Annotated in this window: 16 protein-coding genes; 4 read left to right on the plus strand and 12 right to left on the minus strand. The window is 53.7% G+C overall.

From position 1 onward, the window contains the following. Positions 1 to 14 precede the first annotated feature (14 nt). Entirely contained in the window at positions 15 to 188 is a 174-nt protein-coding gene (gene ortT, locus F384_RS27850) for an orphan toxin OrtT (protein ID WP_042318948.1), read from the minus strand. A 193-nt stretch (positions 189 to 381) separates the two neighbouring features. Between ortT and yncL the strand changes: the two genes are divergently transcribed. Continuing rightward, the gene (gene yncL / locus F384_RS28585) at positions 382 to 477 is read left to right on the plus strand and encodes a stress response membrane protein YncL (protein ID WP_071820580.1); all 96 of its coding nucleotides are present in this window, start codon (positions 382 to 384) and stop codon (positions 475 to 477) included. 122 nt (positions 478 to 599) lie between these two features. Here the strand turns inward: yncL and F384_RS07365 are convergent, their stop codons facing one another. The 7 genes from F384_RS07365 to F384_RS07395 all read right to left on the minus strand — a co-directional run bounded on the left by F384_RS07365 (position 600) and on the right by F384_RS07395 (position 8140). Beyond that, on the minus strand, positions 600 to 911 hold the full coding sequence (locus F384_RS07365; protein ID WP_046480907.1) for a hypothetical protein: 312 nt from the start codon (positions 909 to 911) through the stop codon (positions 600 to 602). A gap of 131 nt (positions 912 to 1042) precedes the next feature. Beyond that, entirely contained in the window at positions 1043 to 2467 is a 1425-nt protein-coding gene (gene patD, locus F384_RS07370; protein ID WP_046480908.1) for an aminobutyraldehyde dehydrogenase, read from the minus strand. Between the two features lie 21 nt (positions 2468 to 2488). Then, the gene (locus F384_RS07375; RefSeq protein ID WP_046480909.1) at positions 2489 to 3295 is read right to left on the minus strand and encodes an ABC transporter permease; all 807 of its coding nucleotides are present in this window, start codon (positions 3293 to 3295) and stop codon (positions 2489 to 2491) included. Continuing rightward, positions 3285 to 4229, minus strand: coding sequence for an ABC transporter permease (locus F384_RS07380; protein WP_046480910.1), 945 nt, complete (start codon positions 4227 to 4229; stop codon positions 3285 to 3287). The genes F384_RS07375 and F384_RS07380 overlap by 11 nt, the downstream gene beginning before the upstream one ends. Further along, on the minus strand, positions 4230 to 5243 hold the full coding sequence (locus tag F384_RS07385; RefSeq protein WP_046480911.1) for an ABC transporter ATP-binding protein: 1014 nt from the start codon (positions 5241 to 5243) through the stop codon (positions 4230 to 4232). A gap of 17 nt (positions 5244 to 5260) precedes the next feature. Then, positions 5261 to 6406 (minus strand): putative ABC transporter substrate-binding protein YdcS, encoded by a 1146-nt coding sequence (gene ydcS / locus F384_RS07390; protein ID WP_046480912.1) that lies wholly within the window; start codon positions 6404 to 6406, stop codon positions 5261 to 5263. A 324-nt stretch (positions 6407 to 6730) separates the two neighbouring features. Next, positions 6731 to 8140 carry a PLP-dependent aminotransferase family protein gene (locus tag F384_RS07395; protein WP_046480913.1) on the minus strand — a complete coding sequence of 470 codons (1410 nt, stop codon included), beginning with the start codon at positions 8138 to 8140 and terminating at the stop codon, positions 6731 to 6733. A 170-nt stretch (positions 8141 to 8310) separates the two neighbouring features. On the opposite strand from F384_RS07395, the gene F384_RS07400 reads away from it, so the two are divergent. Genes F384_RS07400 through F384_RS28215 form a run of 3 tightly spaced genes read left to right on the plus strand, consistent with a single transcriptional unit; the run spans position 8311 to position 10852 of the window. Further along, complete coding sequence (locus tag F384_RS07400) at positions 8311 to 9714, plus strand: cytochrome ubiquinol oxidase subunit I (RefSeq protein WP_046480914.1); 1404 nt, start codon at positions 8311 to 8313, stop codon at positions 9712 to 9714. Next, positions 9714 to 10724, plus strand: coding sequence for a cytochrome d ubiquinol oxidase subunit II (cydB, locus tag F384_RS07405; RefSeq protein ID WP_046480915.1), 1011 nt, complete (start codon positions 9714 to 9716; stop codon positions 10722 to 10724). Before F384_RS07400 ends, cydB begins: the two co-directional genes overlap by 1 nt. Beyond that, entirely contained in the window at positions 10724 to 10852 is a 129-nt protein-coding gene (locus F384_RS28215; protein WP_071162390.1) for a DUF2474 domain-containing protein, read from the plus strand. Before cydB ends, F384_RS28215 begins: the two co-directional genes overlap by 1 nt. A gap of 69 nt (positions 10853 to 10921) precedes the next feature. Here F384_RS28215 and F384_RS07410 read toward each other — a convergent pair whose 3' ends face one another. The 4 genes from F384_RS07410 to F384_RS07425 form a co-directional block, all read right to left on the minus strand. Next, a complete protein-coding gene (locus tag F384_RS07410) occupies positions 10922 to 11836 on the minus strand; it encodes an HNH endonuclease (RefSeq protein WP_052746892.1) in 915 nt (304 codons plus the stop codon). Continuing rightward, positions 11836 to 13518: an AAA family ATPase gene (locus tag F384_RS07415; RefSeq protein WP_046480916.1), complete on the minus strand. Its 1683-nt coding sequence runs from the start codon at positions 13516 to 13518 to the stop codon at positions 11836 to 11838. Before F384_RS07415 ends, F384_RS07410 begins: the two co-directional genes overlap by 1 nt. 92 nt (positions 13519 to 13610) lie before the next feature. Beyond that, positions 13611 to 15569: a peptidase U32 family protein gene (locus F384_RS07420; RefSeq protein ID WP_046480917.1), complete on the minus strand. Its 1959-nt coding sequence runs from the start codon at positions 15567 to 15569 to the stop codon at positions 13611 to 13613. Positions 15570 to 15646: 77 nt separating this feature from the next. Further along, positions 15647 to 16183, minus strand: a complete 537-nt coding sequence (locus F384_RS07425; RefSeq protein WP_046480918.1) for a helix-turn-helix domain-containing protein — start codon at positions 16181 to 16183, stop codon at positions 15647 to 15649. Positions 16184 to 16218: the final 35 nt, after the last annotated feature.

Raw genomic sequence — 16218 nt, forward strand, 5'->3', positions numbered from 1 at the left:
CCGGCTGCGTCAGTTCAAAACAGCGAAAACAGCAGTGCGACCGGAAAACTCATTGGCCAGGTGGCCCCGACCAGAAAGGCACTCAGAAAGCGGATGCGTTTTTTATCATGCGAGAGAAACCAGGTGATCAGAAAGGCAATCGCGGCCATCACCGCGTAGAACATCAACATTTTTTGGTACAAAGACATGTAAGGGCATCCGGCCAGAAGAATAAAACGCGCGCAATATGCTCCATTTCTTGACACACATCAAGTTTTATCATTTTTGATCCATCATTTTGCCGCTTTTTATGACCGCTTACGTTAAGTCCACATTTTGTACTATTGCGGATCGCGAGACAGCGAACTATATACAAAGGGGCACTAACACAGGGTGGCAAATATGAATGTTTCCAGTAGAACTGTAGTGTTGATAAATCTCTTTGCTGCTGTTGGTCTTTTTGCTCTTATCTCATTGAGATTTGGCTGGTTTATCTAAATTTTGAGTGCTTGCGGCGCAGACAGGCAGAGAGGAACGTTCTCTCTGCCTTCGGCTGACGATCCTCTCATCTCCCCGCGATAGCGTAAATGATCCTTAATGTTTACTCATTTGGGATGACGTCAAAGCGGCACTTTCTCATTGACCTCAAACTGAAACACATACGGATCGGAGAGCAGCGCAAACTGTTCGTCATCGGGATAGGTCACCGCGACGTGATAATCCTCACCAGCAAAGGCTTTAATCGCCGCCAGATTGTGCCAGTACGTGGCGAGGAAGAAGTGTTCCCATTCCCCTTGCCGCTCCCGGCGAACAAATGCCCCCGCATTCCCCTCAATGCTTTGGGAATGCTTAACGCCGGTCAATGCTAAATGTGCCGCAAATCCATCGCCATGCTGCACGGGTACACAACCATGCCATGTTCTGACAATCATACTCACTCCATTTAAATCCATTTTTTATGAATGACTATTCACCATAACATACTCTTTTGCTCCTGGAGCACTGAGAACAAAAAAGCCCTGCGCACTGGCAGGGCTCAACGGTTATCACCGGACATGGTCTGTCAGTGTTTCACCATGACGTGACGGATCACGGTGTAGTCCTCCAGTCCGTACAGCGACATGTCCTTACCATAGCCGGACAGTTTTTGCCCGCCGTGCGGCATTTCGCTCACCAGCATGAAATGGGTGTTAACCCAGGTACAGCCGTATTGCAGACGCGCACTGACCCGGTGCGCGCGTCCGACATCACGCGTCCAGACCGACGAGGCGAGACCATATTGCGAATCATTGGCCCATTCCAGCACCTGTTCTTCCTCCTCGAAGACCGTCACGCTGACCACCGGGCCGAACACTTCTCGCTGGACGATCGCATCCTCCTGCTTAGCCCCAGCCAGTAGCGTCGGGGCAAAGTAGTAACCCGGCCCTTCGACTTTTTTTCCGCCGGTGACCACGTTGATATGTCCCAGGGCTTTGGCCTCCTCAACGGCTTTAGTGACCCGCTCCAGATGCGCCAGTGAGCTCAGCGGCCCCAGTTCGGTCGATTCGTCCTCCGGCGCGCCGGTCTTCAGGCTGGCTACGGCGGCGCCCAGTTTCTCAACCAGCGCATCGTAAACGCCCTTCTGTGCGTAGATTCGACAGGCCGCGGTACAGTCCTGACCGGCATTGTAGAAGCCAAAGGTGCGCACGCCTTCTACCACTGCATCCACATCCGCGTCGTCGAACACAATCACCGGCGCTTTACCGCCCAGTTCCATATGTGTGCGCTTAATCGATGGCGCGGTGTGGCTGATGATGTGTTCGCCGGTAGCGATCGAGCCGGTTAACGAGACCATACGCACCTTCTTGTGCCCGGTCAGCGGATCGCCGACCGTTTTGCCTCTGCCAAAGAGCACATTGAGCACACCCGGCGGGAAGATATCTTTGGCGTATTCCGCCAGTTTCAGTGCTGTCAGCGGCGTGATTTCCGAAGGTTTGATCACCACGCAGTTACCGGCCGCCAGCGCGGGGGCCAGTTTCCACGCCGCCATCATCAGCGGATAGTTCCACGGCGCGATGGAGGCGACAACACCGACCGGATCGCGACGAATCATCGAGGTATGCCCTTCCAGATATTCACCCGCCGCCAGACCGTTCAGACAACGCGCGGCACCGGCGAAAAAGCGAAACACATCGACAATCGCCGGGATCTCGTCATTGAGCGCACAATGCAGCGGTTTGCCGCAGTTGCGCGATTCCAGTTCGGCAAAGACCTGCGCATTCTGCTCAATGACATCGGCCAGCTTCAGCAGCAGTTCACTGCGCGCCTTCGGGGTCGTCTGTCCCCATCCGCTAAACGCGCGATCGGCGGCGAGAACGGCCGCATCCACCTGAGCGGGAGACGCTTCTGCAATTTCCAGCAGCACCTCGCCAGTGGCGGGGTTATAGACGGGCTGTTTCTCACCTTCACCATTGACCAGCTCGCCGTTAATCAGTAATTGATGTTGCATAGCATTTTCCCATATCGTTGTTTATTTACCGTTTCCGGCGAGGCTGTCGCCTTCACGCGTGAGCCACCAGGCCCCCAGAATCGGAATGGTTGTGACCAGCATGACCAGCAGCGCCACGACGTTCGTCACCGGCACGTCGCGCGGTCGTCCTAACTGATTGAGTAACCATAGCGGCAGCGTCCTTTCGTGACCGGCAGTAAAAGTCGTGACGATGATTTCATCGAACGACAGCGCGAACGCCAGCATTCCCCCGGCCAGCAGCGCCGATCCCAGATTCGGCAGCACCACGTAGCGGAAGGTTTGCCAGCCGTTAGCGCCGAGATCCATAGACGCCTCCACCAGGCTCCAGGAAGTACGACGAAAGCGGGCTATCACGTTGTTAAACACCACCACCACACAGAACGTCGCGTGACCGACGACGATGGTGAAAAAACCCGGTTCGAGATTGACCGTCTTGAATGCGGTCAGTAACGCCAGACCGGTGACGATCCCCGGCAGGGCTATCGGTAACAGCAGCAACAGCGAGATAGCGCTTTTACCGAAGAAATCACGCCGCCAGAGCGCTGCAGCGGCAAGCGTGCCGAGCACCAGCGCAATTGCCGTCGACAATGCCGCGATTTTTAGTGACAACGTCACGGAATCCAGGATATCGCTGCGCTGTGCGGCAACGCTGAACCAGCGTAGCGTCAGCCCCTGCGGCGGAAAGCTGAACGCGGCGTCTTCGGTATTAAACGCATAGGCGGCGATGATCAGGATCGGGAAGTGCAGGAAAACCACGCCGCCCCAGGCCGCCAGTTTGAGGAAAAACGGTGCGCGCTCAGAGTGCATCGAACGCTCCCAGGCGTTTCACGAACGCCAGATAAAGGGCTATCAGCACAATCGGCACCAGCGTAAACGCCGCCGCCATCGGCATGTTGCCAATCGCGCCCTGTTGGGAATAGACCATGTTGCCGATGAAATACCCCGGCGGTCCCACGAGCTGAGGCACGATGAAATCCCCCAGCGTCAACGAGAAGGTGAAGATAGAACCGGCGGCGATACCGGGGATCGCCAGCGGCAGAACCACATAGCGGAAGGTCTGACGTGGACGCGCGCCCAGATCGGCGGACGCCTGTAATAGCGACGGCGGCAAGCGCTCCAGCGCGGCCTGAACCGGCAGGATCATAAACGGCAGCCAGATGTAGACAAACACCATAAAGCGCCCTAATCCCGACGTCGAGAGCGTGCTTCCCCCCACCGCTGGCAGCGTCAGCAGACTGGTCAGCAGCGGTTCTACGCCAAGATGAGTCAGAAACCACTGCGCTACGCCATCTTTTGCCAGCAGCAACGTCCAGGCGTAGGCCTTGACGATATAACTCGCCCACATCGGCAGCATCACCGCAATATAGAAAAACGCTTTCATCTTGCCGCGGGTATAGCGCGCCATGTACCACGCCATCGGAAACGCCAGAATCGCGCTGGCTATCGTCACCGCAACGGCCATCGTCAGCGTGCGTAAAATGATGTCGTAGTTGGCGGGATTAAACAGCGCACGAAGATTGGCAAGCGTCAGATCCGGCGTCACCGACATGGTGAAGTCGTCGAAGGTGTAAAACCCCTGCCACAGCAGCGTCAGCAGCGAGCCGAAGTAGACAATGCCAAACCACATCAGCGGGCCAAGCAGCAGCAAAAACAGCCCCAGACCGGGATGTCGCCAGAAAAAGCCGGTGAGCTTACTCAGACCGCCGGGCCGTGAAGGCGTAGAGAGCACGTTCATTGCCATTCACCTCTCCTCGACCAGCGGCACCATGACGTCGCGCGGCCATGACGCCATCACTGGCTGACCGAGTGCGAGCGCGGTGGCAAACGGTTCTCCCGTCTGATTGGCCTGGCTGACCAGCAATTTTTCGCCGCCTGCAAGCTTAAGCTCAAAACGGGTGGCGGCGCCCTGATACTGCACGGCCTGAATCACCCCAGGCACCTGGATCTCTCCGGGAACATTGAGCCGAATATGCTCCGGGCGCAGCGAGAAGCTGCCCGTCATCCCGCAGACATTCGAGGCCATCGCCGGGTCAAAAACGTTCGATGTTCCGACGAAGCCTGCCACAAACGGCGTGCGCGGACGCATATAGAGTTCGCGCGGCGAATCCACCTGCTCAATGCGGCCGTTGTTAAACACCGCCACACGGTCAGACATCGACAGCGCTTCGCCCTGATCGTGCGTCACGAAGATAAAGGTGATCCCCAGCGACTGCTGAAGCTTTTTCAGCTCCAGTTGCATCTGCTCGCGCAGTTTCAGATCCAGCGCGCCGAGCGGTTCATCCAGCAACAGCACGCGTGGTTCGTTGACCAGCGCCCGGGCGATGGCCACCCGCTGGCGCTGACCGCCGGAAAGCTGAGACGGTTTGCGTTCAAAGGCAAAACCCAGCGCCACCTTCTCCAGCGCCTCGCGAGCCTGGGCCTGACGTTGCTTCTTCGCAACCCCTTTGACCATCAGGCCATAGGCGACATTGTCGATAATCGACATGTGTGGAAACAGCGCGTAATCCTGGAACACGGTATTCACATCCCGCTCCCAGGGCGGCAAATCGCTGGCTGGCTTGCCAAAGATGGCAATCGAACCGCCGGAAAGCTGTTCGAACCCGGCAATCAGGCGCAGGCAGGTGGTTTTGCCGGAGCCGGAAGGCCCCAGCATGGAGAAAAATTCACCGTCTTTAATCGCAATACTGACGCCATCGACCGCCCGCACGTCACCGTACAGGCGCGAGACGTTGTCAAACTCCACTGCGTACGTCATAAATCACCCCAGTGACGTTAACGACCGCCCATGATGGCGATGTAATCCTGCGTCCAGCGACTGTACGGTACGAATTTACCGCCTTCAGCGACAGGCGTTTTCCAGAAGGCGATTTTGTCAAAATAACTGTAGCCGTTGGTTTCACAGCCTTTGTCGCCCAGCAGCGTACTGGCCTTACAGCCTTCGGTGACGACCGGCAGCGATCCAAACCAGGCCGCCACATCGCCCTGTACTTTTGGCGTCAGCGACCAGTTCATCCACTTGTAGGCGCAAACCGGGTGTTTCGCTTCGCTGTGCAGCATGGTGGTATCAGCCCAGCCGGTGACGCCCTCTTTCGGGAACACCGTACCGATGTGCTGCCCTTCACCTTTCAGCGCGTTCGCCTGATACGGCCAGGCGCTGGACGCCACGACACCCTCATTTTTGAAATCGCTCATTTGTACAGTGGTGTCATGCCAGTAACGGTGAATCAAACTATGCTGCGCCCGCAGCACTTTCAGCACCGCCTGATACTGCGCTTCGGTGAGTTGATACGGATCCGAGATCCCCAGTTGCGGCTGGGTGGCTTTCACGAACAGCGCCGCATCGGCAATGTAAATCGGGCCGTCATAGGCCTGAACGCGGCCTTTATTGCTTTTTCCGTCCGGAAGGTTTTGTTCAACGAACACCACGTTCCAGCTATCCGGCGGCGTCGGGAACGTTTGCGTGTTGTACATCAGCAGGTTCGGTCCCCACTGATACGGCGTGCCGTAGACTTTGCCCGCCACGTTGAACCAGTCGCCTTTGACCACGCGGGGATCGACGGTTTTCCAGTTAGGAATGAGCGCCGTGTTGATTGGCTGCACACGTTTCCCCATGATCAGGCGCAAAGAGGCATCACCAGAAGCCGTCACCAGATCGTAACCGCCTTTCGCCATCAGGCTGACCATTTCATCTGAGGTCGCCGCCGTTTTGACGTTTACCGCACAGCCGGTCTCTTTTTCGAATTGTGTCACCCAGTCGTACTGTTTATCGGTCTGACCACGTTCGATGTAACCCGGCCAGGCGATAATATCCAGGCGGCCTTCAGCCTGGCCTAAAGACGTGGGCGGTTCGGCGGCGTGCGCGGTCATCAGCGTCATACTGAGCGCGCACAGGCTGCTGCGGGCAAATTTCTTGCTCATAAGATCTTACTCCTGTCGCAAAATATTGAGCGGCAGCCTTGCCGTAAATATATGTCCTTTCCTAAAAATAGTCGGCGCGCCGTCAGCGCACCTCCCGGCACGAGGAAATTTAATCAGGTTGTGACATGACGCGCATAACGCCCCTGACTCCGGCGTTATGCGGCTATCTTCTGGAGTATAGACAAAGGGTTAGCTGACGAGGCGGAAAAACAAACGCTATTGATATTTCCTATGATGATTGGCGGGAAATAATGTCGTACGGTTCTTGCTGATATTTTATAAATAAGAACGCGCCATTCTTTTATATTGAATAGCGCGTGGGTGTTATTTCATCTGCGCGCGAATAAGTTGCCCCAGTTGTTTCACCGCGGCTTCTTCACGCTCTCCCCAATTCCATGCGGTATTAAAACGGAAAAAGCGTTTCCAGGTGTCTGAGGTCGAGAACATTTTCCCCGGCGCGATGCTGATGTGATGGGCCAGCGCCTGCGTGGTCAGTTCGCCCGCGTCCAGCGATTCCGGCAGTTCAAGCCAGAGAAAATAGCCGCTGTTGTTGTGATGTATTTTCACTTCGCCCGGCAGATGACGCAGCAGCGTTTGCCAGGCCTGCTGTTTACGCTCCGCCAGTTGACGGCGCAGACGGCGAAGATGGGCGTCATAGCGGCGCGTGGAGAGATAATCGACCAGCGCCAGTTGCATCGGCGAGCTGGTAGAGAGCGTGCTCATCAGCTGTAATCGCTGGATCTGACGGGCATGTTTGCCGGCGGCGACCCAACCGATGCGAAAGCCTGGCACCAGGCACTTGGAAAATGACGAGCAGTGCAACACCTTGTCGCCCCGATCCCACGCTTTGGCTGGCAGCGGTTTCTCCCGACCAAAATAGAGTTCGCTGTAGACGTCATCTTCAATCAACATCACATTATGGCGATCGAGTATCTCAACCAGACGCGCCTTTTTCTCCGGGCTGAGGGTCACGCCGAGCGGGTTCTGGCTGTTGGTCATGAGCCAGCATGCTTTGACCGGATATGCCTGCAACGCCTGCTCCAGCGCGGCGAGATCGATCCCCTCCTTCACGTCAGTGGCCACCGACAGCGCTTTAAGCCGCAGCCGCTCCAGCGCCTGCAACGCGCCATAGAAACAGGGGTTTTCCACAATCACCCAGTCGCCGGGTTCGGTCACCGCCTGCAGGCTCAGGTTAAGCGCTTCCAGCGCACCGGCGGTAATGACTATCTCATCAGGCGAGACGGTCATGCCCTGCAAGGCGTAACGGCGGGCAATAGCGTGGCGCAGTTCTGCGTTACCCGGCGGCAGGTTTTCAATCACGCTCATCGCGGTTGCGGTTCTGCTCACCTGGGCCAGAGAACGGTTCAGTTGCTGTAGGGGGAATAGACGCGGATCGGGAAAGGCAGAGGCAAACGGCATCACCGACGCATCCCGACTGGCCTGCAGCATCTCAAAAATATAGGTGTTGATATCCACCGCTTCGTCGCACATCACCTGGATCGGTTGCACCGCGGGCTGGCTAACCGGACGTGGCGCGACGTAATAACCGGACTGGGGACGCGCAATAATCCGCCCCTGACTTTCCAGTAGCTGATAGGCATGCCCGACGGTCATAAAACTCATCCCGCTACTGACCACCTGCTCACGCAGTGACGGCAGACGGTCGCCAGGTTGCCAGACGCCAGAGGCAATCTGCTCGCAGAGTTGTTCAGCCAGACGCTGGTACTTTTTCATCGTTATTATCTCGCGGGTCAAAACATGTGGACTCACGTAGTGTATATCAGTGAGTAAAATACTCAACGCTCTGGTAACTGTTATGGTTTTAAAAGCCCTTACTGTTTCTGATACTGTAATCATCAAAGGCATAAAATTGCGCTGAATCAATTTTTAGTGCGGAGCTCTGCATGTTCGGTCTTGATGCGTTTCATCTGGCAAGGATCCAGTTCGCCTTTACGGTTTCCTTCCACATTATTTTTCCGGCAATCACCATTGGCCTTGCCAGCTATCTTTCGGTGCTGGAAGGGCTTTGGCTGAGAAGCAAAAATCCTGTCTGGCGCTCGCTCTACCAGTTCTGGTCGAAAATATTCGCCGTTAACTTTGGTATGGGCGTGGTATCCGGTCTGGTGATGGCCTACCAGTTTGGCACCAACTGGAGCGGGTTTTCCGAGTTCGCCGGCAGTATCACCGGGCCATTGTTAACCTACGAGGTGCTCACGGCGTTCTTCCTCGAGGCGGGATTCCTCGGCGTGATGCTGTTTGGCTGGAACAAGGTTGGCCCTGGATTACACTTTTTCTCCACCTGCATGGTCGCACTGGGTACGATTATTTCCACCTTCTGGATCCTTGCCTCTAATAGCTGGATGCAGACGCCGCAGGGCTATGAAATAGTCAACGGCCAGGTCGTGCCGGTGGACTGGTTTGCCGTCATTTTTAACCCGTCATTCCCCTACCGCTTGCTGCACATGTCGGTGGCGGCGTTTCTCAGCAGCGCATTGTTCGTTGGGGCCTCAGCGGCCTGGCATTTGCTGCGCGGAAACGCGACGCCCGCTATCCGCGCCATGTTTTCGATGGCGCTATGGATGACGCTGATTGTCGCGCCGTTACAGGCGCTCATTGGCGACTTGCACGGTCTGAATACCCTCAAACATCAGCCCGCCAAAATCGCCGCCATTGAGGGGCACTGGGAAAATCCGCCGGGAGAACCGACCCCGCTGCTGCTGTTCGGCTGGCCGGACATGGAACAGGAACGCACCCGCTATGGACTGGCGATCCCGGCGCTGGGCAGTCTGATCCTGACCCACAGTCTGGATAAACAGGTCCCGGCCCTGAAAGAATTTGCGAAAGAGGATCGCCCCAACGCCACGATAGTGTTCTGGTCGTTTCGCATCATGGCAGGTCTGGGGATGTTAATGATCCTGCTCGGTGTTTGTGCCCTGTGGTTGCGCTATCGACAGCGTCTTTATACCTCACGACCGTTCCTGCGCTTTGCGTTATGGATGGGACCGTCGGGACTGATTGCCATTCTGGCGGGCTGGGTCACCACGGAGGTCGGTCGCCAGCCGTGGGTGGTTTACGGGCTGCAACGCACGGCGGATGCGGTCTCCGCGCATGGCGATCTGCACATGAGTATTTCTCTGCTGGCGTTTTTTGTCGTCTACAGCTCCGTCTTTGGCGTGGGGTATAGCTACATGATCCGCCTCATCCGCAAGGGGCCGCAGGATGAAATTTTCCCGCAGCCGCCCACCGGCACGCCAGCCAGGCCGCTGTCTGCCGCCGTCCTCGACGCTCAACATGAGGCACACCGCTAATGGGTATTGATTTATCGGTAATCTGGTTCGTCATCATCGTCTTCGCCACGCTGATGTACATCGTGATGGATGGATTCGACCTGGGTATTGGCATTTTGTTTCCTGCCATCCGCGATGCTGACGATCGCGACGTGATGGTCAACAGCGTCGCCCCGGTCTGGGATGGCAATGAAACCTGGCTGGTCCTCGGTGGCGCCGGGCTGTTCGGCGCGTTTCCGCTGGCCTATGCGGTGATTATTGACGCGCTCACGATCCCGCTGACATTGATGCTCATCGGTCTGATTTTTCGCGGCGTAGCCTTTGAATTTCGTTTCAAAGCCACGCCCGCCCATCGCCCGTTCTGGGATAAAGCCTTTCTCTGCGGTTCGATGCTGGCGACCTTCACCCAGGGCGTGGTGGTGGGAGCGGTGATTAACGGTTTTGCCGTCACCGGCCGGCGTTTCAGCGGCGGTCCGTTTGACTGGTTCACCCCTTTCACCCTGTTCTGTGGCGTTGGGCTAATGGTCGCTTATGCGCTACTGGGTGCCACCTGGCTGGTGATGAAAAGTGAAAATCCCTTGCAGGATAAGATGCGTACCGTCGCGAAGAAACTCTTGCTGGCGATGTTGCTGACGATCGCGCTCATCAGCCTGTGGACGCCTCTGGCGCACCCGGCGATCGCTGAACGCTGGTTTACGCTGCCGAATCTGTGGTTCCTGCTGCCGGTTCCGCTACTGGTTGCGGTGATAGCCTTCTGGCTATGGCGAACGCTTAACCAACAAAACAGCCACGCGCTGCCCTTTGTGTTGACCCTCGGGCTGATTTTCCTCGGTTTCAGCGGCCTTGGGATCAGCATCTGGCCGCACATTATTCCCCCTTCCATTACACTCTGGCAGGCGGCGGCGCCCGCGCAGAGTCAGGGCTTTATGCTGGTCGGCGCGTTACTGATAATTCCCATTATTCTGGTTTACACCTTCTGGAGTTACTACGTATTCCGTGGAAAAGTTCAACATGGCGAGGGGTATCACTGATGCAACCATCTGTCTGGAAACGCCTGATGTGGCTGGTGATTTTGTGGGGCGGCAGCGTGCTGGCGCTAGCTGGCGTGGGAATGTTCTTTCGCCTGATCATGACGGCGGCGGGATTTAAATCTCACTAACTGTATGTTACGTCGGGAGGGCGCTTTCCCTCCCGATTAACAACATGAATAATCGCATCCGGTGCTTCACTACTCAATAGATTCATATTGAATATGAACAACCGGAGGGGCTTTAGCCACTAACGGTTTCCTGAATGCATCAATATACTGAATGATTGCTTGCTGGTTGATTGCTGTATAAAAAGCTTCTTCCCAGTTATTCGAAAGATAATATTCCTCTTGTGTTTCAGGAAGATGGCACTCGATAATTTTGGCAACACTGGCCCTTCTCTTCTTTGCTTTCCGTATCGTTCTGCGAAGGAGTGCTTCACAATATTCTTTGATACGCTTCGTCACTCTCAATGTTCTGATATGCAAACGAACACGTGGCATCTCTGCGTCACTGATATTGCTGAATTTATAATTTACATCAAAGACCACTTCACTCTCATTCAGACTCGCTGAAATAACGAAACCAATATTTGAAAGTAACGGACTGTAAAAAGGATGGATAAACATCGCAATGCCATCATCAACACTGTAATATTTCTGCCCCTTGTTCGGCACACAGTCTATACATTGGGGCACAAGGTTATCCGGATATATGGCAAATTCCGGCCAGTCTTCTTTGGGAAGAAAATGGTCTATCGTTGAAGGTGTGACGGGCTTGCCACAATAGGGGCAAGAATCGAGTTCATGTTTTGTCCGGCGAAATGAGAGAAGTTCGCCAAGATGGCTGGGCGAATTTACATAATGATCAATCAAAATTTTCTTTATCGACCAGACTGTTTTAACCTTACCATCATCAGCCGGAAGAGCGGAAAGGTATTCACTGGCAGGCGGTGTATCGCTGCAATTAATAATAAGCTCATCATAAGATGCGTATTTAAGCAAAAGATTGTCCTCTTCTGCCGCCAGTCGAGACTGGTCCGCTCTTTTGCTTTTGAGAGCATCTTTCAACCACGTACGATCGTTTGTTTTTTTCATTTCAGGAAGATAGAGCATTATTTATCCTCCTGCCTGATAAAAACATCTGGTGAATCATCCATGAGATCGGCAAGATAAACTAGCGCATCATCACCGACTTTGTGTTTCATCTTTCTCAGAAAATCCTGTTCGGACGTAGCATTGTCGGCCTGATGTTTTTCAAAAATATCTTTAATGGTATTTTGATAAGGTTTAACTGTCTTATAGTCATCAAAAAGCTCCCCGATTATTTCATCCAGTGACTCACCTAAGGTTTCAATTTCTGGATGCGTAATCATGGCATTGTGCAAACTGCCCCGGAGCACATGGACGTAATCACGTTTTACTTCACGTGCAATAATGGCTGAATGTGTCGCAATAATTGCATAGGAGTTTTTAAAGGAAAGAATATTTTTCAACATTTCGACGAGAGCCACTTCAAGCGTCGGGTGGAGATATAACTCTGGCTCATCAATGATAAGCAAACTTTTTTCCGCGATACCGGAAATGATGCCCGGGATCATATATGAAAATATTTTTTGCCCGGAACTTAATTTTACAACCTGACCATCCTTTATAAACTTAATACCTTTATCTAGGGCGATTTTTTCTAAAAACGGATTGCCTTTAGGGGTAACATCATCTAAATGCAGAATCTCTCCTTCAATAGATTCGAAAACCACATCATCGAAGTCGATGGCTATTTGCAATGTGGAAATCAATAATTTAATACGATTTAAATCTTCCCACCATTCATCATGTTCAAGACTAATCGCTTCGAAAAAATATCGCGAAACATTCCTGGCGGGCCGTTCTCTATCAAATTGACCATCATTATCCCTGAAACCAATGTAGTCGTACTCATTTACATCCATTTTCACATCAGTACGATCGTCAGTCTTATCAGCGTAATACTTATTTATTAGTTTCTGCTCAACGTCACTATTAGTGTCATATTCTTCAAAAGGCGAAAATGCGACTACCAATAGCTTATTAAAATAAGGTGTATTATCGTTATCCTGTATACCCGAGACAATTTCTGAGATGTATTTAAGCAAGAATGTTTTTCCTAACCCGTTCCTACCCACAAGCAGGTTAATATGCTGAGGTTCAATATCATCTACAATTTCCCTGGAGAAATTAAACGCCACCTTATCCATACCTTCCGGAGGATTAGAAATAGTGAAATCGATAGTGCGATCAGCGATATTCTTACCGAGTGCAATCTGTTTTCCCGTATTCAGGATGGCATCAATGCTGGAACTGTCACGAAACAGCGCCCCTTGGTACCCCTCCCACAGTAAATGTTTATGATGCAGGTTCTGATTATAGCTGGCATCACATATTCCTGAGAGAAATGATCGAACATCTTTTCGAGAAAACGTTTTATTTAATGCCTTATAAAATGATATTTTTTCTGGCAGAGAAACCACTTTGTCCTTGTCCAGCAATTCAGTCACATCGTAGATATCACCCGCTGGCAGCATCTTGCCTTCGCGCAAAAAATAATCCGCAGTATGGCTTTCACCATTAACAAGAATTCTGGCGTAACCCAGCTCGTGTTCCTGGCCTTTGTTGTCTTTCACTACCACATTAAAAAGCATGACATGGCCAAAATCATCCCATGGTTTAGGTTTTGATTTGACTAAGTTATCCTGCCGCAAATACACGCCACTGTCAGTGTGTGTGATTATTCTTTTAATCGATAAGAAAAAACGCATAAGCAACCGTCCGTGACACTATAGGAAAATTCTCGATATCCATAAAATAATGCCACCATACGGAAAGAGCCAGTCATTTCTGGCTCTTTCAATCACTTACGCTTTGGCAGCGTTTTCATCAGTTCTTCCGGGCTGACGGAAGCCACCACGCTGCCGGGTAGCGGCATCTTCAGAATGTGATTTTTGATTTTACCGATCACATGCATTTCACACGGGCGGCAGTCAAATTTCAGCGTTAACACCTCATCGCCGTTAACCAACTGCATCGGCGTCGCCTTCCAGCTTTTGATATTGCCCTTCGCCTGCTTCGGGCACAGATTAAAGGCAAAGCGTAGACAATGTTTGGTGATCATCACCGGCACATCGCCCTTTTCTTCATGCGCTTCATACGCCGCATCAATCAGCTGCACGCCGTAGCGATGGTAAAACTCGCGCGCCTTATGGTTGTATACGTTAGCCAGAAAACTCAGGTGCGTTTGCGGGTAAACCGGCGCAGGTTCAGACACCGGTTTGCGAACGCCGCGTTGATAGCTCGCAAGGCGCGCGGCATCCAGCATCTCCACCGCTTCCCGGCGGAACGCATTAAGCTGGCTGTTCGGCACAAACAGCGCCCCCGGCAGGTTCACCGCGATATCGCGGGCGTAATAGAGCGTCTGACCCAGTTTCGCCAGTCCGTCCTTCAGACCGTTCAGTGCTTTTTCAGCGTTGTTGGCCTCATCAAACTGCCCCTCCAGCGTATGCGTGATGCTGACGCCCTCTTCACTGGTCAGCGTCAGGATCAACTGTTCCTGCCAGCCGCCCAGTTCAATATCCACGGCCACCCGACGCTCGCTTGAGGTTTTGGTTAACGCCTGCTGCCAGTTATGGTCAAGATTGCGATTCAGCGGATGGGGCGGACGCAGTTTATGCAGATCGGCGGGCATCTCGTTCGGCCAGACGCGATAGCGATGATGTCCCGTTTTTTCGACAATATTGGCGCGAAAGCCAACAACATCGCGTTTGATCAGGACGTTGAGACCGTCGCCGTTTGCCAGCGGTTCGCTAACTTCAACATCGAGGTGATCTTTCGCCACTTTCAGCACGTTACCCACCAGCAGGCCGATAAACTTCGGCGAGTCAAAGGCGCCGATATCCCCTTTACGTGCGTTCACAAAGTAGTCGGTGCTGCCGCGATGGAATGTTTTATCCGTTGACGGCGTGAAGAAATGTTCCGTGCGCCCGGCGGAGGCCCGCGCCAGGTCGTCGCGATCCTCAATAATGGCATCCAGCATCTGGCGATAGTGCGCGGTGATGTTCTTCACGTAGCTCATGTCTTTGTAGCGCCCTTCAATCTTGAAGGAGCGCACGCCAGCATCGATCAGCGCGTCCAGGTTGGCGGTCTGATCGTTATCTTTCATGGAAAGCAGGTGTTTTTCATACGACACTACCCGCCCCTGGTCGTCTTTCAGGGTGTACGGCAAACGGCACGCCTGCGAGCAGTCGCCACGGTTGGCGCTGCGCCCCGTTTGCGCATGCGAGATATAGCACTGTCCCGAATACGCCACGCACAGCGCGCCGTGGACAAAAAATTCGATCGTGGCGTCGGTCGCCTGATGGATAGCCTGAATCTGCTCAAGACTCAGTTCGCGCGCCAGGACTATCTGCGTGAATCCCACGTCAGAGAGGAACCTGGCTTTCTCCACGCTGCGGATATCGCACTGGGTGCTGGCATGCAGTTCGATGGGCGGGATGTCGAGTTCCAGAATGCCCATGTCCTGGACGATCAGCGCATCAACGCCGGTCTGGTAGAGATCGGTAATCAGCTGCTGCGCGGGTTCCAGTTCATCGTCGTGAAGAATCGTATTCAGCGTGACAAAGATTTTCGCGCCATAACGATGGGCGAACGGCACCAGTTCGGCGATATCTTTCAGGCTATTGCTGGCATTATGACGTGCGCCAAAGCCAGGACCGCCGATATAGACGGCGTCTGCGCCATGTAAAATGGCTTCGCGGGCGATGGCGGTATCCCGTGCCGGGCTTAACAATTCAAGGCGATGTGGGGACTGGCGCATAGCGTTGTTTTATCCAGTAGCAACAAAATGGCGGCTATTGTAGTCAGAAGCGCCGCGTTGCGAAATAGTTTTCCCGCTTAACTGCGTGGGTAATGGATGAGCGAATGAAAGTGCACGGTCTGCTCGCTGCTGTTGCGATAGGCATGGGCGCGGTCACCGGCAAAACGAACCCCTTCTCCGGCACTGATGACGCGCCATTGCTGATCAATGCACATCTCCAGAACGCCTGCGATCACGACCACATGCTCAATCACACCGGCTTCATGCGGTGTGGATTCGCTGAGCGCACCGGGTGCCAGCAGAATCGAAAAGTGGTCAAAGCACAGCACCGGATCCCACGGAAACAACGGCGTCACGACCATCGCTTGCTCTTGTGGATCAAACGTCGGCAGCGGCTCTGATTCCGGCGGCGCAATAAAGGTGGAGAACGGGACGTTCAGTCCGGTGGCAATCTTCCATAACGTCGCCACCGTGGGGCTGGATTCATTGCGCTCAATTTGACCAAGCATCGCTTTTGAAACACCGGTCGCATCGGCCAGGCGCGATAAACTCCACTCCCGCTGCTTGCGCAATGTTTTTAAGGTGTTCGCCAGATAATGCGTCAGGTTGTCCATGGATATCCTCCCAAAAGGCCAGCTTACCACTTGTA

The organism is Citrobacter amalonaticus Y19 (assembly GCF_000981805.1).
Classification (GTDB): Bacteria; Pseudomonadota; Gammaproteobacteria; order Enterobacterales; family Enterobacteriaceae; genus Citrobacter_A; species Citrobacter_A amalonaticus_C.